Origin of the sequence: Gordonia sp. NPDC003585 (assembly GCF_040610755.1) — a bacterium.
GTDB lineage: Bacteria > Actinomycetota > Actinomycetes > Mycobacteriales > Mycobacteriaceae > Gordonia.
In genome coordinates this window covers 1-20,731 of sequence record NZ_JBEXMX010000042.1, presented here as the reverse complement: position 1 = coordinate 20,731, position 20,731 = coordinate 1, and the positions used below count along the sequence as shown (strand labels likewise).

Genomic DNA, 20,731 nt, shown 5'->3' with positions numbered 1-20,731 from the left:
GGTCGGTTACTCCGCGACCCGCGAGACGCTGAAGTTCTCGATGACCGTGTTGGTCAGGAGTTCCTCGGCGATGCGCTCCAAGGCGACGTCGTCCACGGTGTCGTCGACCTCGAGTTCGAAGCGTTTCCCCTGCCGGACGTCGGCGATTCCGCTGAATCCGAGACGCCCCAGGGCCCCGACGATCGCCTGCCCCTGCGGGTCGAGGATCTCGGCCTTGGGCATCACGTCGACCACCACTCGCGCCATGGGCACTTGCTCCGTTCTCGCTGATGCGCTGAATCTCGCCATCACCTTACCGGGTGGGCCAACTCGCCACGCGCCTCAGAGGACCGCCTCGATGGCCGAGACCACTGCGGGGTCGGTGGGCTCGGTACGGGGCCGGAATCGATTGACGACCGTCCCGTTCGCGTCGACGAGGAACTTCTCGAAGTTCCACTGCACGTCGCCGGCCTCGCCGTCGGCATCTTCGGTCTTGGTGAGCTCGGCGTAGAGGGGATGCTGCTCGTCGCCCTTGACGTCGGCCTTCTCCAGAAGTGGGAAGGTGACGCCGTAGCTGGTGGAACAGAAGGTGGCGATCTCCTCGGCAGTGCCCGGTTCCTGGCCCATGAACTGGTTGCACGGCATGCCGACGACGGTGAGGCCACGATCGCCGTAGGTCTTGGCCAGTTCTTCCAGCCCGGTGTACTGCGGCGTCAGCCCACACTTGCTGGCGACGTTGACCACCAGCAGCGGACCGCTGAAGTCCGCGAGATTCACGGTGTTGCCGTCGAGGGAGTTGACCGGGATGTCCTTGATGTTGCCCATGGCATCCGAGCCTAGTGGTGTGTCCCGACACAGTGGCCATGTGAGCCCCACCACACAGTTTTGCGAACTATGTGCAAGGTCACCAATGCTTGCGTTGAAGAAATAGTTGCACGGAAGTTAGCATTTCTGGGTGTCCACACCCATGTCTGCGATCGCGTCTGCCGGAGCCACCCCCGGCAACTCGGTGGACACCGCGCAGGCAACCCTGATCGACTTTCTCGATCGCCTCGCCTGCCTCGGCAAAGCCCACACGATGGACGACCTGGCCGCCACCGACCTCACGTTCTCGCAGTTGAAGGTCATCTTCGCGCTCGGCGGCCACGGTGCGCCGATGTCGGTCAACGAGATCGCCGAACACGTCAACCTCTCACTGGCCGCGGCCGGACGCACCGTCGACAAACTGGTCGGCGACGGTCTGGTGGATCGGCGCGAGGACGCCAACGACCGGCGCGTGAAGCGCGTTTCGCTGACCACCCATGGGCAGCAGTTCATCGACTCCCAGCTGAACATCAAGCAGGAGATCGTCCGCCGCTTCGTCACCGGACTGCCCGACGACATTCGCGACGACCTCTGCCGAGCCCTTCGACCGATCGTCGACGCCGACACCGACTACTTCGACATTCCGCACGACGGGCTCTCCGAATTGAGCAACTCAGAACCCAGCGAGCCCGCGCAGTAACTCTCGACTTCCCGATTCTCCGCACGTAACCCGAACCGACAGGAACACTCATGTCAGTCTCCTCGACCGGCGGCCACCTTCACGAAGGTCCACCGGACACCAAACTCGATCGTCATGTGCTGATGATCGCCGGCGTGGTCGTGCTCGGCGCGATCATGTCGATCCTCGACGTCACCGTGGTTGCGGTGGCGCAGAACACCTTCCAGCAGGAGTTCGGCACCGACGCGGCCGGAGCGGCCTGGACGGCCACCGGCTACACGCTGGCCCTGGCCGCGGTCATCCCGCTGTCGAGTTGGGCCGCAGCACGATTCGGCACCAAGAAGGTCTACTTGACGTCGCTGGTGTTGTTCGTCCTGGGTTCGGCGCTCTGCGCGCTCGCCTGGAACATCGGCAGCCTGGTCGCATTCCGCGTGATCCAGGGCCTCGGCGGTGGTCTGCTCATGCCGATCGGCATGATGATCCTGACCAAGGCGGCCGGACCCGAGCGAATCGGTTCCGTGATGGCGGTTCTCGGTATCCCCATGCTCCTCGGCCCGATCGGCGGACCGATCCTCGGCGGCTTCCTCATCGAGACCACGTCGTGGCACTGGGTGTTCCTGATCAACGTGCCGATCGGCATCGTAGCGCTCGTCTACTCGTGGTTCGTCCTGCGTGACGACGAGGAGACGACGAAGGCGTCCATCGACATCGTCGGATTGCTGCTTCTCTCACCGGGTCTCGCGCTGTTCCTGTTCGGCATCTCGTCGAGCGCCGAACACCGCACCTTCCTCACGCCGACGGTGTTGATTCCGGCGATCATCGGCGCCATCCTCATCGTGGCCTTCATCTGGCATGCGCTGCGGGCCAAGAATCCGCTGTTGGATCTGCGCCTGTTCCGAAACCGGACGCTGTCGATCTCGGTCGTCACCATGACGCTGTTCATGATCGCGTTCTTCGGTGCGTCGCTGTTGTTCCCGCAGTACTTCATCGGTGTGCGCGGCGAGTCCACGCTGACCGCCGGCCTGCTGCTGGCGCCGCAGGGTCTCGGCGCGATGCTCACCATGCCGATCGCGGGCAAGCTGACCGACAAGATGGGCCCCGGCAAGTTCGTCCTGCCCGGCATCGTCCTGATCCTGCTCGGCATGGGAGTCTTCATCTTCCTCGGCGCCGACACGTCGTACTGGATTCTGTGCAGCGCGCTGTTCGTGCAGGGCCTCGGTATGGGTATGACGATGATGCCGATCATGTCGGCCGCGCTGGCAACCCTGAACAACAAGCAGGTGCCCGACGGCTCGACCCTGGTGAACGTGGTTCAGCAGACCGCATCGTCGATCGGTACCGCGGTCATCTCGGTGGTCCTCGCCAGCGGCCTGGCCGGCAGCATGCAGGCCGGTCTCGCGATTGCCTCCAACACCGCGCCCGACAAGCTGCCACCGGAGATGCAGAACGCCCCGCTGCCGCAGTCGTTCTTCGAGTCCGCGGCCGAGATCTTCGGATCGACCTTCCTGGTCGCGGTGATCCTCATCGCCCTGACCTTCATCCCGGCATTCTTCCTGCCTCGCAAGAAGATCCAGTCGCCATTGGTCGAGGAGGACATGGATCGCGCGCCGATCATCATGCACTGATCGCGCACGCCGACACACGACAGCCCCGTCCGGCCTCCGGGCGGGGCTTTCGTCTGTCACCAGGCCATCCCTAGGTGCGAAGAGCGAGCGCCCACCGCTGGCTGAGGTGCGAGCTAGCGAGCCTCGAAGCCCGCTGGTGAGACGAGATCTGTTGTCTCACCAGGCCCTTCGAGGCTCTCGGCTAGCGCCTCGAGCACCTCAGGGAGCGGTGGGATCGGTGGGCGCGAGCGCCCCGGTCTGCTGCAGAATCCAGGCGATCTCGAAGGAGATCTCCTCCCACTGCTTGTAGCGGCCGCTCACCCCTCCGTGCCCGGCCGACATCTCCGTCTTCAGGAGCACGAGATTGTCCGAGGTGGAGCATTCCTGCAGCCGGGCAACCCATTTCGCGGCCTCGGTGTAGAGCACGCGAGTGTCGTTGAGTGAGGTGAGAGCCAGGATCGGCGGATACGGTTGGGCCACCACGTTCTCGTACGGCGAGTACTCGCGCATGTAGGCGTAGACCTCAGGGTTGTGCAGAGGGTCGCCCCACTCGTCCCATTCGATCACCGTCAGCGGCAGCGACGGGTCGAGGATCGAGTTGAGCGCATCGACGAACGGCACCGAAGCGAGGATGCCGTTGAAGAGTTGGGGTGCCAGGTTGGCCACCGCCCCCATCAGCAACCCACCGGCCGAGCCGCCCTCGGCCACCATCTGCGACGGCGTGGTCCATCCTTCGTCGACGAGATACTGTGCGGCCGAGACGAAGTCGGTGAAGGTGTTCTTCTTCTGCAATTCTTTGCCGTTTTCGTACCAGTAGCGGCCCATCTCGCCGCCACCGCGCACGTGCGCCAGCACGAAGACCACGCCGCGGTCGAGCATGGACAGCCGCGACACGGAGAAGTACGGGTCGATGCTCGCCTCGTAGGAGCCGTAGCCGTAGAGGAGCAGCGGCGCCGGCTTGTTCTCGTCGGTTCCCTTGCGCCGCACGATGGACAGCGGAATCCGCGTACCGTCCGCCGCGGTTGCCCACTCGCGGGATTGGACGTAGTCGGCGGGATCGTAGCCACCGAGAACTGGCTGCCGCTTGAGCAGAGTGCGTTCGCCGGTGGTGACGTCGAGCTCGATCAGTTCGCTCGGCTCGGTGAAGCTTCCGTACCCGATGCGCAACCGCGGTGTTGTCCACTCGCGGTTGCCTGCCAGCCCGACCGTTCCCAACTCCTCGGCAAACGTGACCTCGTGGAAATCCGCATCGGTCGGGATTCCGGTGATGGTCCGCAGATCGGCGATAGCGATGCGCGGCAACGCCTCCCGACGGTAGGACAGCACCAGGTAGTCGCGAAACGCGTCGAGGTCCTCGATGCGCCTGCCGGGATCGTGGGCGAAAAGCTCGCGTCGATCCGTCGGATCGTCGACGGGTGCGATGTCGATCGCAAAGTTCTCCGCCTTGCTGCCGCCCCGAATATCGTTGTGCACGATGACGAAATAGTCGGCTCCGTCGATCACGGCATGTTCGACGCTGTATTCGACGCCGTCGACCCGGGGTGCCACGCTGACGAACTCGCCGGTCGGGTCGTTCGCGTCGAGGACGTAGACCTCGGAGGTGATCTTGGAGCCGGCCCCGATCATCAGATACCGGTCGCTGCGGGTGGATCCCATGCCAACCCAGTAGCGTTCGTCCGGCTCGTGAAAGACCTTGACGTCGGCCGTGTCGGTGCCGAAGTCGTGGCGCCACACGGTGTCGGGACGCCATGCCGCGTCGACCGTCTGATAGAAGACGTGCCGGGCGTCGGCCGACCAGACCGCCCCGCCCGCCGTGTCCTCGATCAACTCGTCCAGCAATGCACCGGTGCGTAAATCCTTGAAGCGCAGCGTGTATCGCTCGTCGCCGACCACGTCGGTGCTGTAGGCCAGCCAGTTGCCGTCGTCACTGACCGACAGTGCGCCCAGACTGAAGAAGTCGTGGCCCTGCGCCTCGACGTTGGCGTCGAGCAGCACTTCCTCGCCGGGAAGCGCACCGTCCTCGGACACCTCCGGCGGCGTCCAGTCATCATCGTCGCCGATCGGGCAACGACAGTGCGTCGCATACTGTTTGCCCTCGTGCGTCCTGCCGTAGTACCAGTACTTGCCGCGGCGACTGGGAACCGACATGTCGGTCTCCTTGGTCCGCGCCTTGATCTCGGCGAAGATCTGCTTGCGCAATCCGGCGAGTTGCTCGGTGTTCTTCTCGGTGAACGCGTTCTGCGCTTCGAGGTACGCGATGACCTCGGGATCGTCCTTGTCCCGCAACCATTCGTAGTGGTCGACGACGGTGTCGCCGTGATGCGTGCGCTCGGCGGGTATCTTCTTGGCGACGGGCACGCTCATCGCTCCACCTCCGCGCCCGGCCAGTCGTTGAAGCTCAACTGCGAAATCCATTCGTAGGCATCGATATAACGTTGACGTGTGCGTGCCACGACGTCGTCGGGCAAGCTGGGTGGCGGCGTGTCGGAGGCCCGGTCCCACCCGGATGCAGGGCTGGTGAGCCAGTTGCGGACGATCTGTTTGTCGAAGCTCGGCTGCACCTCGCCGGCCCGGTAGGTGGCGGCCTCCCAGTAGCGCGACGAGTCGGGTGTCAACACCTCGTCGGCCAGGATCAGTCCTCCGTCGTCGCCGATGCCGAACTCGAATTTCGTGTCGGCCAGGATGATTCCACGCTCTGCGGCGATGTCGGCGCCCCGCGAGTAGATGTCGAGGGTGGCCGCGCGCAATGCTTCGGCCCGCTCGGCGCCCTCCTGTTCGACGACGTGAGCGAAGCTGATGTTCTCGTCGTGCTCGCCCTGTTCGGCCTTGGTCGCCGGGGTGAAGATCGGCGTCGGGAGCTTGCTCGCCTCGTCGAGCCCGGTGGGCAGGTCGATGCCGCACACCGACCCGGTCGCCCGATAGTCGAGCAGTCCCGACCCGGTGAGGTATCCACGGGCGACGCATTCGACGGCGACCATCGGCAACTTGCGAACGACCATCGAGCGCCCGACGACCTCGTCGGGAATGCGGTCATCGGTGGGCCCGCCGACCAGGTGGTTGGGCACGCCGAGCGCGTCGAACCAGAAGAAGCTCATGGCGGTGAGGATCCGGCCCTTGTCGGGGATGACGGGGCTCAGGATGTGGTCGTAGGCGGAAATGCGGTCAGACGCCACCAGCAGCAGGGTGTCCGCGTCGATCTCGTAGATCTCACGAACCTTGCCCGACGCGACGTGACGGTACGACTCGAGGTCTGGGTGGGCCATGACCACGACAGTAAACGTATGCGAGGCTGGCAGCCATGACCGGGCCACAGATCACCATCACCTACTGCACCCAGTGCAATTGGCTGCTGCGCGCGTCGTGGATGGCGAGCGAACTCCTCAACACCTTCGGTGCCGAACTCGGGTCGGTGACCCTGGTCCCGGGCACGGGTGGTGTCTTCCACATCGACGTCGACGCGACCCAGGTGTGGGAACGCAAGCGCGACGGCGGATTTCCCGATGTCGTCACCCTGAAGCGACTCGTCCGAGATCAAGCGCTGCCGGATTGGAACCTCGGGCATGCCGATCGGCAGGCCGATAGCTGAGTCCCTTCTGCCGTCTGATGCGTCCACCACCGATGGCTGAGGTGCGAGGAGCGGTAGGGGCTTCGCTTGCGCTCCGCGTACCTCAGCCAGCGGGTGAGGCGAGCGCGAGCTGGAGTCAGAGAATGGCGGCAGGCGTGTATGACGCCGCTTCCGGATACTGCGCAATGACCTTCTCGGCCGCGGCGATCACGTCGGCGACCTGCGCTTGCGCCGCACCGACAAACGCGGACTTGTCATCGAGCAGGGCGTCGAGCTGAGCACGGTCGAGCGGGATGCGCTCGTCGGCGGCGAGACGGTCGAGCAGATCGGGTTCGCGCCCCTCCTCACGCATGGCGAGCGCGACGTCGACGGCGTTCTCCTTGATCGCCTCGTGCGCCGTTTCGCGCCCGACGCCGGCCCGCACCGACGCCATCAGCACCTTGGTGGTGGCGAGGAACGGCAGGTAGCGGTCGAGTTCGTTGGCGATCACCGCGGGGTAGGCGCCGAATTCGGCGAGCACCGTCAGGAATGTCTCCATCAGTCCGTCGATGGCGAAGAAGGCGTCGGGCAGCGCGACGCGACGCACCACCGAGCAGAAGACGTCGCCCTCGTTCCATTGCGCGCCGGCGAGTTCGGCGGCCATCGATCCGTAGCCACGCAACACCACCGCGAGGCCGTTGACCCGCTCGCAGCTGCGGGTGTTCATCTTGTGCGGCATCGCCGACGACCCCACCTGACCCGGCTGGAACCCCTCGGTGACCAGCTCATGCCCGGCCATCAGTCGGATCGTGTGTGCCAGCGACGATGGCGCGGCCGCGGTCTGGACCAGCGCCGACACCACGTCGTGGTCGAGCGACCGCGGATAGATCTGGCCGACGGAGGTGAGCGATCGCGCGAAACCGAGATGGTCGGCGACCCGGTGCTCGAGTTCGGCGAGTTTGCCCGAGTCACCGCCGAGGAGGTCGAGCATGTCCTGTGAGGTGCCCATCGGGCCCTTGATGCCGCGCAACGGATAGCGGTCGATGAGCTCGCGCAGCCGGGTGAGCGCGATCATCAGCTCGTCGGCGGCCGACGCGAACCGCTTGCCCAGCGTCGTCGCCTGCGCGGCGACATTGTGGCTGCGACCGGCCATGACCAACGACGCGTACTGCGCCGCGCGCTCGGTCAGCCGGGCCAGCACCGTCACGCCGTGCGCGTGCACGTGTTCGAGGGAACGCAGGATCTGCAGTTGCTCGACGTTCTCGGTGAGATCGCGGCTGGTCATGCCCTTGTGGATCTGCTCATGCCCGGCGAGAGCGTTGAACTCCTCGATGCGGGCCTTCACGTCGTGCCGGGTGACGCGCTCGCGATCCGCGATCGACGCGAGGTCTATCTGGTCGACAACGCGCTCGTAGTCGGCGATCGCGTCGGCCGGCACATCGATCCCCAGATCGCGCTGCGCCTTGAGGACCGCGATCCACAGTTGGCGTTCGAGCTCGATCTTGGCGCCGGCCGACCAGATCTCGGCGAGGTCGGCGGAGGCGTAACGGCTGGCCAGAACATTGGCGATGGCAGGCTTGGGCACCGCACCAGTGTAGTTGCGGCCTCCTCAGAAGCCGAAGCAGAGTCCGTTAGACCCGTAGCCCTTGCGTACCTTCACCAGCGTCTTCGCCGACGTCTGACCGTTCTGGACGGCGTACAGGTAGCGGTCGCCGAGGTGACGCGGGACCCAGGTGGTCGAGGCGAGCGCTCCTCGCGGCAGATCGCGGCCGACGAAGATCGGCGGATACCCGGTGCGCTGTTCGTAGAACGCGACCCAGCCCGAACTGTTGACGGCGAGCGTGACCGGATAGGTGCAGCCGGTGCCGTAGACCACCGACGACAACGGCACACCGGCGTCCGGCTTTCCGGCCGGTGCCGCACTGCTCTGCCCCGCGCCGAGCAGGGCGGTCGCGGTGCAGACGAGCGCGAGCACCGCCGCACCGATCGTCCTGGCGGCCCGACGACCCGACGCCGAGCGCACGCGAGAAGAATCCTGCACCGTCACCACCCCAATTCCGTCCAAGCGTTCATTCCCCCGGCCACCGCGGACACACACTGTGACCGTGGTCATCCTGACACTCTTGCATACCGGGCACCCCAGGATCGGGACAACTGTCCCGATCGGCTCAGCCCTGAGGCGCAAGCACGCCGACGACCTCGTGCAGCGCATCACGTGTTGCGTCCAGTGGACTGACCGAGGGCTGGCCGAGCGCGCCGACGATGGCCCCGTCCTCGACGGCGATGAGCTGACCGACGTGGACCGGTTCGGCGATACGACCGGATTTCGCGAGCAGAGCGGAGTGGTACGCGGCGAGCGAATGCCGCCGCTCGGTGACCACGTCACGGAGTCGCGGGTAACGCGCCGCGAGTGCGATCAGTTCGTAGCGGGCCGCGAGCTCCTCGATGGAGGTGGACTCGCCGACGAACACCTCCGCGAGTACACCGGCCGTCGCACTGTTCCCGCGTCGTCGCCGTGGAACTGCATCGGTGCGCGCGGCGATGCCGTGTTCGTCGTTGCGGCACAGGTGCGCCGCCGCCTCGGCCATCAGATCGTCGAGGGATGCGAAGTAATAGGTCGTCGATGCGAGTGGAAGTTGGGCCCGATCGGCGACCGCCCGGTGACGCACTGCGTCGAATCCTCCTTCGAGCAGCAGGGCACCGGCGGCCTCGATCAACAGAGACCGCCGCCGCGCACCCTTGGGCGTCGCCGCCGATGTCATGTGCTCATGCTGCCAAAGCGATCAGGACCGCCGGGTTGCTTTCACGAAAGCGGTCCATAGGGTCGCGAACTACCGTATAAGTGCGTCGTCCGAACGCCATATGCACTGTTCAGGCGCTGTCAGTCGGATGTCGGACACCGGCAGAGATCGGCTGTTTCGGCGGATAACGTGGCCCCATGCAGTTCGACGGTTTGCATGCGGTCGCGGACTACGCGGCGTTGTATGCCGTGCTCCGTCAGGGCGCCCTCCGGTCCCATCTCGAAGGGCAGCTCGGCGACTATCAGACGCATGCGGACGTCGCCGGTCACTCCTTGTCGTTCACGGCTGCCGACGGCAGCGAGATTCGTTCGGCGACAACCCTGGTGGCCGTGCTCGACCCCGACGAGATCACCTGGGGTTGGGCCCACCCGTTCGGCGACCCGAGCGGGCTGGCCGCGGCCATGCGCGACACCGGCAACCGCTACGGCATCGCCGACCTGGTCTCGCCCCGAGTGGGCTTGCCGGCTCACCTGGCCCCGGCCGAGGTCAACGCCTACCTGAGCGAGACCGCGGAGATCGTCGCCGCGGCAGCGGTGCACAGCACCGGCCACAGCCCGTATCACTCCGCGGACATCGGCGGGGGCGCGCGGGCGGTGCTCCTCCTCGACGACATCGCACTCCCGGAACCCACCTTCGCCGACTTCGCGACGACGATGCCGGGCGTGCTGAACACACTCGCGGTCAACGACCATCGCGTCGCCATTCACGGTGTGGCCGCCCGGTTGGGTTGGCACATTGCCTGGGCGTCTGGCGAGGACAGCACGCGTTCACCCACCTGCGACATCACCGACGGAATCTCTACTGCCCATATCGATTTCGATCGCAAGGGCCGTCCGCGCAGTTACCGGTGCAGCCTCGGCGCCGCGGCCGGCTGATTCTCCACGGCATCTCACCGCCGCCTTCACCAAACGCACCCCCTTGCTTGATCCATACCCCCATGGGTATATTCGGCATCGTTCTGACATACCCATGGGGGTATCCGATACGGCTGGCGGCAAGGAGCCCACGTGACGACGCAAGAGAAGTCCCCACCGCAGTCCCCGTCCGAGGCGGACCCCGGCCCACTGGGCCGGCTCGGCGCCTGGACCGCCACGCATCGCAGATGGGTGTTCGGCACCTGGGCACTGCTCGTGATCGGCCTCGGCATCGCCGCGCCCAGCGTCTTCGGGTCGCTCGCGGGAGCGGGATGGCAGGCCAACGACTCGGAATCGGTGGCTGTGCGCAACCTGGCTCAGGAACACTTCGGCGGCAACTCGTCGGCAGCCGTCCAGGTGGTCATCCACTCCGACAGCAGCCAGATATCGAGTCCAGAAGTTGCCCGCCTGATCGACGAGATCAAGCGAATTGCGCATTCCGACAACCGATTCGGCGAGGTCGTCACGCCGCAGCCGGGCATGACGATCAGCCGCGACGGCCACACCGGCGTGGTGATCATCGGCGCGAACGCCGACACCGACGCCATGGTCCGCGCCGTCGACGACCACAAGGACGAGCTGGCCTCGTTGTCCGGCAACGGAATCGCGGTGTATCCGACCGGCGCGTCGGCACTGTGGAGCGACTTCAACAAGGCCAATCACGACGCGATGATCAAGGCGGAAATGGTGTCGTGGCCCATCACGCTGGCGATCATGATCGTGGCGTTCGGCTCGCTCGTCGCGGCGGGTCTGCCATTGCTGCTGACGATCGCAGGCCTGGTCGCATCCGCAGGCGGACTCGTGCTGCTCAACATGGCGACGCCGATCTCGGTGTGGGCGATGAACTTTGCGATGATGTTCGCGCTGGCGCTGGGCATCGACTACGCGCTGTTCATGGTCTCGCGCTTCCGCGCCGCAATGATCCTGCACGACAGCGGACGACGGGCGATCACCGAAACGATGGACACCGCAGGCAAAGCCGTACTGCTGTCCGGACTGACGGTGCTCGTCAGCCTGTCGGCCGTGCTACTCGTCCCGGCGCCGGCAGTACGCACCATGGCCGTCGGGATCATGCTGGCCGTCGTCTTCGTGCTGGCCGCGACCATGACCCTGCTGCCCGCCGTGCTGAGCGCATTGGGGCCCAAGGTCAATGCCGGTCGTCTGCCGTGGACCAAGCAGCAGGAGCACCACTCGACGTTCTTCGCGTCGTGGGGCCGTCTGCTGCATCGCCATCCCTGGCCGTTCGCGATCGGAGCACTCGTCATCCTGCTCACGCTGGCCGCACCCGTGCTGGGACTCAAGGTCGCCATGCCGTCGATCGCCGTGCTGCCCGAGGATGCGCCGGTGCGTCAGGGCTACGCAGTCGTCGCCGAAGCGATGGGTCCGGGCGCCCCCGGAGCACTGCAGATCGTGACCACCAGGGCGGATGCCGACGCAGCGGCGGCCGCAGCGGCCAACTCACCGGGAATCGCCATGGTCACACCCCCGATCCCGTCGGCAGATGGAACGGATCATGTTCTTCTCCAAGCCATTCCGGCCATCGACCCATCGGCTGCCCAGATCGAGGAGGTGATCACGACGCTGCGCGATCGACTACCGGCCGGTGCACTGGTCGGCGGTGCAGCCGCCGAGAACGTCGACTTGCAGCAGGCACTGGACACCTGGTTCCCGATCATCGTCGCCGTCATCCTGACACTCGGTTTCCTGCTTCTGCTGGTGGCCCTGCGCGCACCGGCGATCGCGCTGATCGGCACGCTGGTGAGCCTGCTGTCGACGGGCGCGGCCTTTGGGGTCGCGAAGCTGATCTTCCAGGATGGTCATGGCGCAAGCCTTCTCGGATTCGAGCCACAGGGGTTCCTCGATGGTTGGGGCCCGGTGTTCTTCTTCGCGATGATCTTTGCGATCGCCATGGACTACACGGTGTTCCTGCTGGCCACCGCGAAGGAGCACTACGAACGCTCGGGTGATCCGCACGCTGCCCAGATCGACGGCCTCGCCTACTCGGGACGAATCATCTTCGCGGCGGCGGCGGTCATGGTGGCGGTGTTCTTCACCTTCGCCCTGGCCGACCCGCTGCCACCCAAGGAGATGGGCATCATCCTCGGTGTCGCGGTGCTGCTCGACGCGACACTGGTCCGCCTGGTGCTGCTGCCGGCATTGCTGCGCCTGTCCGGGCACGGCGCGTGGTGGACTCCTCGATGGCTGGATCGAGTGCTCCCGAAGATCACCTTCCAGCACTGAGCAGATACCCCATAGGGTATAATGAGAAGCCAGAAATGCGCCGAAGAGAGGAGTCGTCATGGTCGGCGACGAAGAATCGATCACCGTCGTGCTCAACAGACTTCGTCGAGCACACGGTCAACTGGCCGGTGTGATCTCGATGATCGAGCAGGGCCGTGACTGCAAGGACGTCGTGACCCAGCTCGCCGCAGTGTCGCGCGCTCTCGACCGCGCCGGATTCAAGATCGTCGCCACCGGCCTACGCCAGTGCCTCACCGGCGAGAACGCCGACAACTCCGAACCCATGACCACCGAGGAACTCGAAAAGCTGTTCCTGGCCCTCGCCTGAGGACCGGCTCGAAGAGAAAGGAAGATCATGCAACTGGGCATCCGCACCACACTGCACACCACCTTCGACGACGCCGTCGCCAAGACCCGAGAAGCGCTGAGCGAACAGGGTTTCGGCGTGTTGACCGAGATCGACGTCCAGGCAACGCTGAAGAAGAAGCTCGACGAGGACATGGAGCGGTTCCTGATCCTGGGCGCGTGCAACCCGCACTTCGCACACCAGGCACTCGGACTCGAACGCCAGATCGGACTGTTGTTGCCATGCAACGTCGTTGTTCGCGACGACACCGAGAACGAGGGCTCCGTCATCGTCGAGGCGATGAATCCCGACATCATGGTCGCCGTCGCCGACGTGCCCGGCCTGCCCGAGGTCGCCGCCGGTGCGGCAGAACTCATCCGGGCCGCGATCGCGTCTCTGGAAGATGCCAAGGCCGAGGCCTGAGAAGCGATGAACGCCAACACCTCTCCGAATACACCGACGCAGATCGAATGCTACGTCGACCCGGTGTGTCCCTTCGCATGGGCGACGTCGCGCTGGCTGGCCATGGCGACCGCCGCGCGACCGGATGTCGCGGTGACGTGGCGTCAGATGAGCCTGGCGGTACTCAACGAAGGCCGGGAACTCGATGGGGCCCACGCGGCTCGCATCGAGGCATCGCGGCGGGCCGGTCGACTGTTCGCCGCGGCGATCGGCCCCGACGAGTCGATAGGTGACCTCTACATGGCACTGGGCCGACGCATCCACACCGATCCCGCAAGGTCGGCGGAAGTGTTACCTCGAGCAGTGGCGGCCGGGGCGCTGGCCGAGTGTGGACTCGACACCTCACTTGCCCAGGCGTTGGACGACCCGTCCTTCGACGACGAAGTGCGCCGCCGGCACGACGAGAGCCAGCAGGCACTCGGCACCACGGGCGGGAGCCCGATCACGGTCGTCGGTTCGCATGCGTTCTTCGGCCCGGTCCTCACGTCGATACCCGACGACGCCGAATCGGTTCGGCTGCTCGACGCGCTCCTCACCGTCGCCTCCACGCCGGCGTTCTCACAGTTGGAGCGACCCCGCAGCGGGCCGCCGAACCTCGTCGAGAAGGGGGCGGCCTGACATGTGCCATGCGGTGCGGTGCCGCCGATGCGGCAAAACCACGTGGTCGGGCTGCGGACGGCATGTCGCGCAGGTCAAGGCCGCGGTTCCGGCCGGCCAGTGGTGCGCGGGCCACGACGACGAGCCGGGCGGTGGACGAGGACTGTTCCGACGTCGGTGGTGACAGCGTCGGAGCAAGATCGGTCACACTCGCGCGTGGCGCACCACGTTGGTTTCGCGAAACCGACGTCGACGCCAGTACGCTGTTGACTCGATGGCTCGTCTGACCCCGAATCCCGCACCCGAACGTGATCTCGTTCGGGTGCGTCGTCGTACCGTCCTCGCTGCGGGTCTCGGATCGGCCGCCTTGGGGCTTGCGGCCTGCGCCGGACAAGCGAAGACCCCCGAGGTCGAGCCGCGGAAACTCGAGTCGCGGGCCGCCGACGACGAACTGCCCGCCGAGACCACCCCACCGCAGATCGCGACCGGGCCGCCGCTGATCACCGGGACCTTCCCGTCGGCAAAGATGCGCCGCGACACGCGCTGGGCCGTGGTTCGCCCCGACGGCGTGTCGGGACGGATGCCGGTTGTCGTCGTCCTGCATGCACTGAACACCAACGAGAAGTCGATCTTCTCGTCGAAGCTGGAGATCCAGTCGGTCCTGCAGCGCTACGTGGATGCCGGCAACCCACCGTTCGCGATCGCGGCAGCCGACGCGGGGCGCAACTACTATCACCGGCGCGCCGACGGCACCGACGGCGCCGCGATGGTGCTCGACGAGTTCATCCCGATGCTGGCGAACAATCGCGAACTGAACGTCTCCACCGAGCGCATCGGCCTGTTCGGCTGGTCGATGGGCGGGTATGGCGCGCTGCGGCTCGCGTCGCTGCTGGGTGCGCCACGTGTCGCCGCTGTCGCGGTCAGCTCTCCCGCACTCTGGGCCGACCCACGCAACTTTCCGCCCCGAGCCTTCGACGGCCTGGCCGACTACCAGGCCAACTCACTGTTCGGCACCCAGGACGCCTTCGCGAAGATCCCGCTGATGATCTCGGTCGGGTCGAGCGATCAGTTCTTCACCTACACGCGCCAGTGGGCCGCCGGATTGCACCCGCCCGCCGCGTTCGGGACCTCTGCCGGCGGTCACACCAACCGCTACTGGCGCAGCGTGCTCCCCGACCAGGTGGAGTTCCTGGGCCGCAATCTCGCGAGCTGACCTCGCCGACACCGTCGGAAATCTGTACGCCTCAGGCCGGTCAACCGCACTGTGCACATGGCTGACCCCCCAGGTACAGCTTTCCGACGGGCGTCAGATGCTGATCTTGCCTTCCAGGGCGTTGCGACCGATGTCGGTGCGGAAATGCGAGCCGGGCAACTTGATCCCGGCGAGCCGTTCGTACGCCTGCGCGCGGGCCTCGGCGAGGTCGGCACCCGTTCCGACGACGGCCAGCACCCGGCCGCCCGACGACACGACCGCACCGTCGGCGTTGCGTGCGGTTCCCGCGTGCAGGACGCCCTCCGCGTCGGAGCCGGTGATCACGTCGCCGGTCCGGGGTTTGCCCGGGTAGTTCTCGGCCGCCAGAACAACGGTCACCGCCGCACCGTCCGCCCATTCCAGAGGCGGCAAGGCGTCCAGTGTTCCGGTGGCGGTGGCGTTCAACGCTTGTCCCAACGGGGATTTCAGCAGTGCGAGCACCGCTTGGGTCTCCGGATCGCCGAAGCGGCAGTTGAATTCGACGACCGACGGGCCGTCTTTGCCGATGGCGAGTCCCGCATAGAGCAGGCCGGAGAACGGGGTCCCGCGTCGAACAAGTTCTGCCGCAACAGGTTTCACCACGTCATCGACGATCTGTCGGGTCACATCGTCGGGCAGCCACGGCAGCGGTGTGTAGGCGCCCATCCCGCCGGTGTTGGGTCCGGAATCGTTGTCGCCCACCCGTTTGTGGTCCTGCGCCGGGATCAGCGGGACCACCGTCTCACCGTCGACCAACGAGAACAGCGACACCTCCGGGCCGTCGAGGAAGCTCTCCAGCAACACCGGGTGGCCGCTCTCCAGGCATTCCGCGGCGTGATCGCGCGCAGCGGCCCGATCGGTGGTGACCACCACGCCCTTGCCGGCCGCGAGCCCGTCGTCCTTGACGACCCAGGTGGGACCGAAACGGTCGAGGGCAGCGTCGAGATGCGCAGGGTTGTCGACGACTTCGCTGTGAGCGGTCGCCACGCCCGCCGCGGCCATCACGTCCTTGGCGAACGCCTTGGAACCCTCGATCTGGGCGGCCTGCGCGCCGGGACCGAAGGTGGCGAACCCGGCCTCGCGCAGCGCATCGGCCACGCCCAGGACCAGTGGAACCTCGGGACCGATGACGACGAGATCGGCGTCGACCTTGCGGGCCAGGGCCACCACGGAATCGCTCGACGCGACGTCGACGTCGTGGTTGGTCGCCAGCGCCGTCGTGCCCGCGTTACCGGGTGCGACGTGCAGGTCGGTCACCGACGAGTCCTTGGCGAGTCCGATGAGCAGGGCATGTTCGCGGCCGCCCGAGCCGATCACGAGTACGCGCACGCCGTTGACTCTAGTGGTGTGCGTCTAGGACATCGTGTCGAGGACCGCGGCGAGCGCTCTCTCCCGTCGGGGCACCCCCGCGATCTCGTCGACGATCACCATCATCACCGGGGCGAGAGCCGCCACCGCGACCGCGAGGATCACCGACGCGCCGGCCGCGCACATCCACGTCGCCACACCCAGCACGACGATGACACCGGTAGCGAGGAACAGGCTGAGCGGATCAAACGGCAACAGGTAGTCGTACATGGCGATCACGCCCAGGCAGTAGATGCCGAGCGGGACCGCCACCGACGCGACCACCACACCGCCGCCCACGTGCGCCTCGTGCTCGATGTAGAGGGCCGCGACATGCAGACCGGCCCCGACCGCAGCGGCCGCCATGAAGATGACGATGTGGCCGTAGCCCCACCAGAAGCTCTTGTTCCGATGGGCGTGGAGCGCATCCCCGACCGGGACGGTGAAGTAGATCCACCACATCGCGAAGGTCACGGTCATCGAGGACAGACCGAGCACGGCAGTGTCGAGCGACCATCCGTGTGTCTCGATGAGTGCGCCGAGCACGGCGACGGTCCCCACCACGCCTTCGCCGAGGGTGATGATCGTCAGGAGCGAATAGCGCTCCGCGATGTGGTGCGGGTGCCATGGGGTGCCGCCCGACGAACGCGTCTCGCCGACAAACGGTCCCAGCAGTTCGATGCCGACACAGATGGCCATGCCGACGAGCGTCGGGATGAGCGACATGTTGATCAGGAGGACTGCCACCCAACCGAATTGGGCCAGCAGCGTCATGGCCGCATAGATGAGGCACGCGCCGCGATACTCCGGACTCTGCGCTGCCGCCCGCAGCCACTGGGCCACCATGCCGACGCGCATCAGGATGTAGCCGAGCACCAGCACCCGGTTGTCGACGTGCTCGTGGCCGCCCAGCGAGGAGAACACGTCGGGGATGCCGAGGGCGATCACCGCCACACCGATCATCTGCACGAGCGTGACGATGCGGAAGAACCAGTCGTCGGTGTCGAAGGCAGAGGCGAACCAGGCGAAGTTGATCCACGCCCAGATCGCGGCGAACGTGCACAGCAGGTAGCCGATGACGCCGGTCTGGTAGTGGCCCTCGGCCAGTTGATGGGCCAACTGGGTACCGGCCACCGAGAACGCGACCACGAACACGAGGTCGTAGAACAGCTCCAGGTTGGTGGCGGCGCGATCCTCCTCGTGCGGATCTCGACCACTCATTCTGTTCAGGCGGTGACCCATCGACGGGACGCTCGGCAAGGCAGACATGCGCCGAACTCTAGGCGATCCTCTGGCCCAAGAGGGAAGCCGTCACCTCCTGGTCGCCGACCGTCTCGGCGCTCATCGGGCGCGAGTGAGTGGCTGGCGCTCATCGACGGAGGGAAAGGTTGGAGGTTTGGGCGCCCACAAAAGTAGGGGAAGAAACTTCATCCCCTACCCTTGGAGTCCTCCCCCAGAAAATTCTCGCGGACGACTACGAACCCCGGGGACGAGGTTCGTCCCCTGGATTTTGCGGCAGGACGCTGGCGCATTTCCGCAGGTCATCGGGGTCGGTCACCCAATTCTTCGGATCGGCACCACCTGCAGGGAGCATCAGGCCTTCGGGGCCGTCAGGTCGTAGACCGTCACGCCGTCGATGGTGGTGGACGAGAAGTTCTCGGTGACCCAGGTGGCGATCTGCGACGACGGTCGAGCAGTATCCGACCCACCCGGACCGAATCCTCGACCACCCGCGATGAAGAAGTGGATCTTCTTCTCCGCGACCAGTTTCTGGAACTGCTCGAGTGTCGGCGAGGGATCGGTGCCGTTGAAACCGCCGATCGGCATCACCGAGTAGCCGGTTTCCAGCTGGTAGCCCGACGCCTCGTTGGAGCCGACGGCCGCGGCCATCCACGTGAAATCGCTTGCGTCACGGGTCAGGTGGTCGATCATCGCGGCACTCGGCTTGGACCCGTTCAGCAACCCGCCCGGACCACCGGGACCGCCTGGGTAGCGTGCCATGCCAGGGCCCTGCTGGCCTGGCCCCTGCGCGCCGGGACCCTGATTGGGCATGCCGCCGGGGCCGCGCCATCCGCCACGATTGCCACGCATACCCGGTCCGCCGCGGCCACCCGGGCCGAACTCACCGTCGACCCGTGGGCCGGCGCTGATGATCGAGCCCTGCTTGGCCGTCGCAACCGTGTCGACGGTGTAGGCGAGCGGACCGGCGAGACCGGCCAGCACCGCCAGGGTCGCGGCAAGTGCACCGAGGTATTCGCGATCGGCCGCGATCATCAGACCGCCCGCGACAATCCCGACGATGATCACGAGGAACCGCAGCCAGGGCACGAAGTCCGGCGATCGGTCGAGTAGGACGAATCCCCAGATCGCAGCGATCCAGATCGACGCGGCGAGCACCAGGCGCACCCAGAGCCGTTCTCGCTGTTGCCAACACACCGCCGCACCGCCCGCGACCACTGCGGCCACCGCAGGCGCCAGCGCCGCCGTGTAGTAGCTGTGGAAGATGCCGGCCATGTAGCTGAACACGACCATCGTGATCAGGAGCCACAATCCCCATACGACGAGGTAGGCGCGACGGAGATCCGTGCGTGAACGGCGTCCGATCAGTACCAGCGCGGCGATGCCGAGGACGAGTCCAGTGGGGATGAGCCAGGCGATCTGGCCGCCCTGTGCGGGTTCGAACATGCGGAAGAATCCGGTCTCACCCCACATACCGCCGCGTCCTCTGGGTCCGCCGGGACCGCCCTGACCGAAGTACGCAGCTGGGCCGCCCATTCCGGCGTCGCCCCCGCGGCCGCCCGGCATGACACTGCCGGTCTCATTGCCGTTGAGACGACCGAAGCCGTTGTAGCCCAGTGTCAATTCGAGAATCGAGTTGTTCTGCGAGCCACCGATCCACGGCCGCGACGACGCCGGCCACAGTTCGACGGCGAGAATCCACCAGCCCGCGCTGACGATCATCGCACCCAGCGCCGCGAACAGCTCACCGAGTCGTCGGAGCCAGCCGCGGGGACCGAAGGCCAGATAGGTGATCGCCAGCGGCGGAACGATCAGCATCACTTGCAATTGCTTTGTCAGAAAGCCGAATCCGACGAATACGCCGACCAGGATGAGCCAACGAATCCTGCCGGATTCCACCGCCTTGAGGCAGGCCCAGACCGCGGCGATCATCAGCAGCAGGAGCAACGCCTCGGGGTTGTTGAACCGAAACATCATGGCCGACACCGGAACCAGCGCGAGTACCAGACCCGCGAGGATACCGACCCAGTGTCCGAAGTATTTGCGGGTGATCCAGTAGAGCAGCGCCACCGCGGCGACGCCCATCAACACCTGCGGCACCAGGATAGACCACGAGTTGAGCCCGAAGATCCGCACCGACAGACCCGGAATCCACAGCGAGGCAGGTGGTTTGTCGACCGTGATGGAGTTCGCCATGTCCGACGACCCGAAGAACCACGCCTTCCACGACTGCGATCCCGCCTGGATCGCGGCGGAGTAGAAGGAGTTGGCCCAGCCGTTGATCGACAGATTCCACAGGTAGAGGACGGCCGTACCGACCAGGAGTGCGGCCAGCGACAGCCGCTGCCACAGAACGCTGTCGGCAACACGGCCGACGGCCGCCGGACCCGCGGGTGCGGAGTCCGACGGCCGGTCGGTGTCGAGAGTGGCGGTCACTGGGCAGCCCGCGCAGTTGCCGGGGACAGGTGTGAACGGAAGACCCAGCGCAGTCCGACGAAGCGGGTCATCGTCGCCACCAGATTGGCCACCACGAGCACCAGCAGTTCGATGTGCTTGGTCGCGTCGGGCACAAAATAGTGCAGTGCCACAAGCGATCCTGCGGTCACGATCCATCCGAACAGGAACACGCCGAGGCCGAACATCTGGTGCCGTATCGCGTCCTTGCGTCCGCGCACACCGAAGCTGAAGCGGCGGTTGGCGGCGGTGTTGAGGACCGCGGTGACGGCGAGCGCCACGAAGTTCGACACCTGCGCACCCAGGAACGAGTGGAGCAGCAAGTAGAGCACCGCGTAGGCGACGGTCGAGGCCACGCCGACCACGCAGAAGCGCAGCAGCTGGCCGACCATGCCGGTCGGGACGCCCGCGAGGTCGGGGCCGGGTCCGCGGTCGCGACCGATGGCGGCGCGCAGGTCGGCGATCGGCTGTCGTCCCGCGGCCAGCGCG

Annotated in this window: 20 protein-coding genes; 9 read left to right on the top strand and 11 right to left on the bottom strand. The window is 66.2% G+C overall.

From position 1 onward, the window contains the following. Nucleotides 1–6 precede the first annotated feature (6 nt). Entirely contained in the window at nucleotides 7–246 is a 240-nt protein-coding gene (purS, locus tag ABZW74_RS13375) for a phosphoribosylformylglycinamidine synthase subunit PurS (protein ID WP_240862350.1), read from the bottom strand. A 75-nt stretch (nucleotides 247–321) separates the two neighbouring features. Continuing rightward, on the bottom strand, nucleotides 322–804 hold the full coding sequence (locus ABZW74_RS13370) for a glutathione peroxidase (RefSeq protein ID WP_240862351.1): 483 nt from the start codon (nucleotides 802–804) through the stop codon (nucleotides 322–324). A 142-nt stretch (nucleotides 805–946) separates the two neighbouring features. Between ABZW74_RS13370 and ABZW74_RS13365 the strand changes: the two genes are divergently transcribed. Further along, a complete protein-coding gene (locus ABZW74_RS13365) occupies nucleotides 947–1,483 on the top strand; it encodes a MarR family transcriptional regulator (protein WP_240862364.1) in 537 nt (178 codons plus the stop codon). A 50-nt stretch (nucleotides 1,484–1,533) separates the two neighbouring features. Further along, nucleotides 1,534–3,087 (top strand): DHA2 family efflux MFS transporter permease subunit, encoded by a 1,554-nt coding sequence (locus ABZW74_RS13360; protein WP_240862353.1) that lies wholly within the window; start codon nucleotides 1,534–1,536, stop codon nucleotides 3,085–3,087. 198 nt (nucleotides 3,088–3,285) lie between these two features. Here ABZW74_RS13360 and ABZW74_RS13355 read toward each other — a convergent pair whose 3' ends face one another. Together ABZW74_RS13355 and ABZW74_RS13350 are read right to left on the bottom strand one after the other, a co-directional pair. After that, nucleotides 3,286–5,430 carry a S9 family peptidase gene (locus ABZW74_RS13355; RefSeq protein WP_355276761.1) on the bottom strand — a complete coding sequence of 715 codons (2,145 nt, stop codon included), beginning with the start codon at nucleotides 5,428–5,430 and terminating at the stop codon, nucleotides 3,286–3,288. Beyond that, nucleotides 5,427–6,329 carry a phosphoribosylaminoimidazolesuccinocarboxamide synthase gene (locus ABZW74_RS13350; protein ID WP_355276759.1) on the bottom strand — a complete coding sequence of 301 codons (903 nt, stop codon included), beginning with the start codon at nucleotides 6,327–6,329 and terminating at the stop codon, nucleotides 5,427–5,429. The genes ABZW74_RS13355 and ABZW74_RS13350 overlap by 4 nt, the downstream gene beginning before the upstream one ends. A 35-nt stretch (nucleotides 6,330–6,364) precedes the next feature. Between ABZW74_RS13350 and ABZW74_RS13345 the strand changes: the two genes are divergently transcribed. Beyond that, on the top strand, nucleotides 6,365–6,652 hold the full coding sequence (locus tag ABZW74_RS13345) for a SelT/SelW/SelH family protein (protein ID WP_355276757.1): 288 nt from the start codon (nucleotides 6,365–6,367) through the stop codon (nucleotides 6,650–6,652). Between the two features lie 115 nt (nucleotides 6,653–6,767). Here the strand turns inward: ABZW74_RS13345 and purB are convergent, their stop codons facing one another. From purB to ABZW74_RS13330, 3 genes are all read right to left on the bottom strand, one after another. Further along, a complete protein-coding gene (gene purB / locus ABZW74_RS13340) occupies nucleotides 6,768–8,195 on the bottom strand; it encodes an adenylosuccinate lyase (RefSeq protein ID WP_240862360.1) in 1,428 nt (475 codons plus the stop codon). Between the two features lie 24 nt (nucleotides 8,196–8,219). Further along, entirely contained in the window at nucleotides 8,220–8,585 is a 366-nt protein-coding gene (locus ABZW74_RS13335) for a hypothetical protein (protein WP_240862365.1), read from the bottom strand. Nucleotides 8,586–8,778: 193 nt separating this feature from the next. Then, nucleotides 8,779–9,372, bottom strand: coding sequence for a TetR/AcrR family transcriptional regulator (locus ABZW74_RS13330; RefSeq protein ID WP_355276754.1), 594 nt, complete (start codon nucleotides 9,370–9,372; stop codon nucleotides 8,779–8,781). A 176-nt stretch (nucleotides 9,373–9,548) separates the two neighbouring features. Between ABZW74_RS13330 and ABZW74_RS13325 the strand changes: the two genes are divergently transcribed. The 6 genes from ABZW74_RS13325 (at nucleotide 9,549) to ABZW74_RS13300 (ending at nucleotide 15,184) form a co-directional block, all read left to right on the top strand. Continuing rightward, nucleotides 9,549–10,286 carry a DUF6882 domain-containing protein gene (locus ABZW74_RS13325; RefSeq protein WP_240862035.1) on the top strand — a complete coding sequence of 246 codons (738 nt, stop codon included), beginning with the start codon at nucleotides 9,549–9,551 and terminating at the stop codon, nucleotides 10,284–10,286. 132 nt (nucleotides 10,287–10,418) lie between these two features. Beyond that, complete coding sequence (locus ABZW74_RS13320; RefSeq protein ID WP_240862033.1) at nucleotides 10,419–12,566, top strand: MMPL family transporter; 2,148 nt, start codon at nucleotides 10,419–10,421, stop codon at nucleotides 12,564–12,566. A gap of 58 nt (nucleotides 12,567–12,624) precedes the next feature. Continuing rightward, nucleotides 12,625–12,894, top strand: coding sequence for a metal-sensitive transcriptional regulator (locus ABZW74_RS13315; protein WP_240862031.1), 270 nt, complete (start codon nucleotides 12,625–12,627; stop codon nucleotides 12,892–12,894). A 27-nt stretch (nucleotides 12,895–12,921) separates the two neighbouring features. Continuing rightward, a complete protein-coding gene (locus tag ABZW74_RS13310; RefSeq protein ID WP_240862029.1) occupies nucleotides 12,922–13,335 on the top strand; it encodes a DUF302 domain-containing protein in 414 nt (137 codons plus the stop codon). Between the two features lie 6 nt (nucleotides 13,336–13,341). Then, a complete protein-coding gene (locus ABZW74_RS13305) occupies nucleotides 13,342–13,992 on the top strand; it encodes a DsbA family protein (protein WP_240862027.1) in 651 nt (216 codons plus the stop codon). A 253-nt stretch (nucleotides 13,993–14,245) separates the two neighbouring features. Then, the gene (locus tag ABZW74_RS13300) at nucleotides 14,246–15,184 is read left to right on the top strand and encodes an alpha/beta hydrolase-fold protein (protein WP_240862025.1); all 939 of its coding nucleotides are present in this window, start codon (nucleotides 14,246–14,248) and stop codon (nucleotides 15,182–15,184) included. Between the two features lie 93 nt (nucleotides 15,185–15,277). Here the strand turns inward: ABZW74_RS13300 and purD are convergent, their stop codons facing one another. The 4 genes from purD to ABZW74_RS13280 form a co-directional block, all read right to left on the bottom strand. Beyond that, nucleotides 15,278–16,531: a phosphoribosylamine--glycine ligase gene (gene purD / locus ABZW74_RS13295; RefSeq protein ID WP_355276750.1), complete on the bottom strand. Its 1,254-nt coding sequence runs from the start codon at nucleotides 16,529–16,531 to the stop codon at nucleotides 15,278–15,280. Between the two features lie 24 nt (nucleotides 16,532–16,555). Next, nucleotides 16,556–17,770, bottom strand: a complete 1,215-nt coding sequence (locus ABZW74_RS13290; protein WP_240862042.1) for a low temperature requirement protein A — start codon at nucleotides 17,768–17,770, stop codon at nucleotides 16,556–16,558. Between the two features lie 372 nt (nucleotides 17,771–18,142). Next, nucleotides 18,143–20,224 carry a glycosyltransferase family 39 protein gene (locus ABZW74_RS13285; protein ID WP_355276748.1) on the bottom strand — a complete coding sequence of 694 codons (2,082 nt, stop codon included), beginning with the start codon at nucleotides 20,222–20,224 and terminating at the stop codon, nucleotides 18,143–18,145. Then, a partial coding sequence (locus tag ABZW74_RS13280; RefSeq protein WP_355276746.1) for a GtrA family protein occupies nucleotides 20,221–20,731 on the bottom strand: 511 nt, incomplete at its 5' end. The genes ABZW74_RS13280 and ABZW74_RS13285, both read right to left, overlap by 4 nt.

Bases quoted from the DNA above. Each gene is read 5' to 3' on its own strand.
- ABZW74_RS13360 (WP_240862353.1), top strand. From the start codon at position 1,534: ATGTCAGTCTCCTCGACCGGCGGCCACCTTCACGAAGGTCCACCGGAC.
- ABZW74_RS13315 (WP_240862031.1), top strand. From the start codon at position 12,625: ATGGTCGGCGACGAAGAATCGATCACCGTCGTGCTCAACAGACTTCGT.
- ABZW74_RS13330 (WP_355276754.1), bottom strand. From the start codon at position 9,372: ATGACATCGGCGGCGACGCCCAAGGGTGCGCGGCGGCGGTCTCTGTTG.
- ABZW74_RS13325 (WP_240862035.1), top strand. From the start codon at position 9,549: ATGCAGTTCGACGGTTTGCATGCGGTCGCGGACTACGCGGCGTTGTAT.
- ABZW74_RS13350 (WP_355276759.1), bottom strand. From the start codon at position 6,329: ATGGCCCACCCAGACCTCGAGTCGTACCGTCACGTCGCGTCGGGCAAG.
- ABZW74_RS13305 (WP_240862027.1), top strand. From the start codon at position 13,342: ATGAACGCCAACACCTCTCCGAATACACCGACGCAGATCGAATGCTAC.
- ABZW74_RS13365 (WP_240862364.1), top strand. From the start codon at position 947: ATGTCTGCGATCGCGTCTGCCGGAGCCACCCCCGGCAACTCGGTGGAC.
- ABZW74_RS13345 (WP_355276757.1), top strand. From the start codon at position 6,365: ATGACCGGGCCACAGATCACCATCACCTACTGCACCCAGTGCAATTGG.
- ABZW74_RS13310 (WP_240862029.1), top strand. From the start codon at position 12,922: ATGCAACTGGGCATCCGCACCACACTGCACACCACCTTCGACGACGCC.
- ABZW74_RS13355 (WP_355276761.1), bottom strand. From the start codon at position 5,430: ATGAGCGTGCCCGTCGCCAAGAAGATACCCGCCGAGCGCACGCATCAC.
- ABZW74_RS13290 (WP_240862042.1), bottom strand. From the start codon at position 17,770: ATGAGTGGTCGAGATCCGCACGAGGAGGATCGCGCCGCCACCAACCTG.
- ABZW74_RS13370 (WP_240862351.1), bottom strand. From the start codon at position 804: ATGGGCAACATCAAGGACATCCCGGTCAACTCCCTCGACGGCAACACC.
- purS (WP_240862350.1), bottom strand. From the start codon at position 246: ATGGCGCGAGTGGTGGTCGACGTGATGCCCAAGGCCGAGATCCTCGAC.
- ABZW74_RS13300 (WP_240862025.1), top strand. From the start codon at position 14,246: ATGGCTCGTCTGACCCCGAATCCCGCACCCGAACGTGATCTCGTTCGG.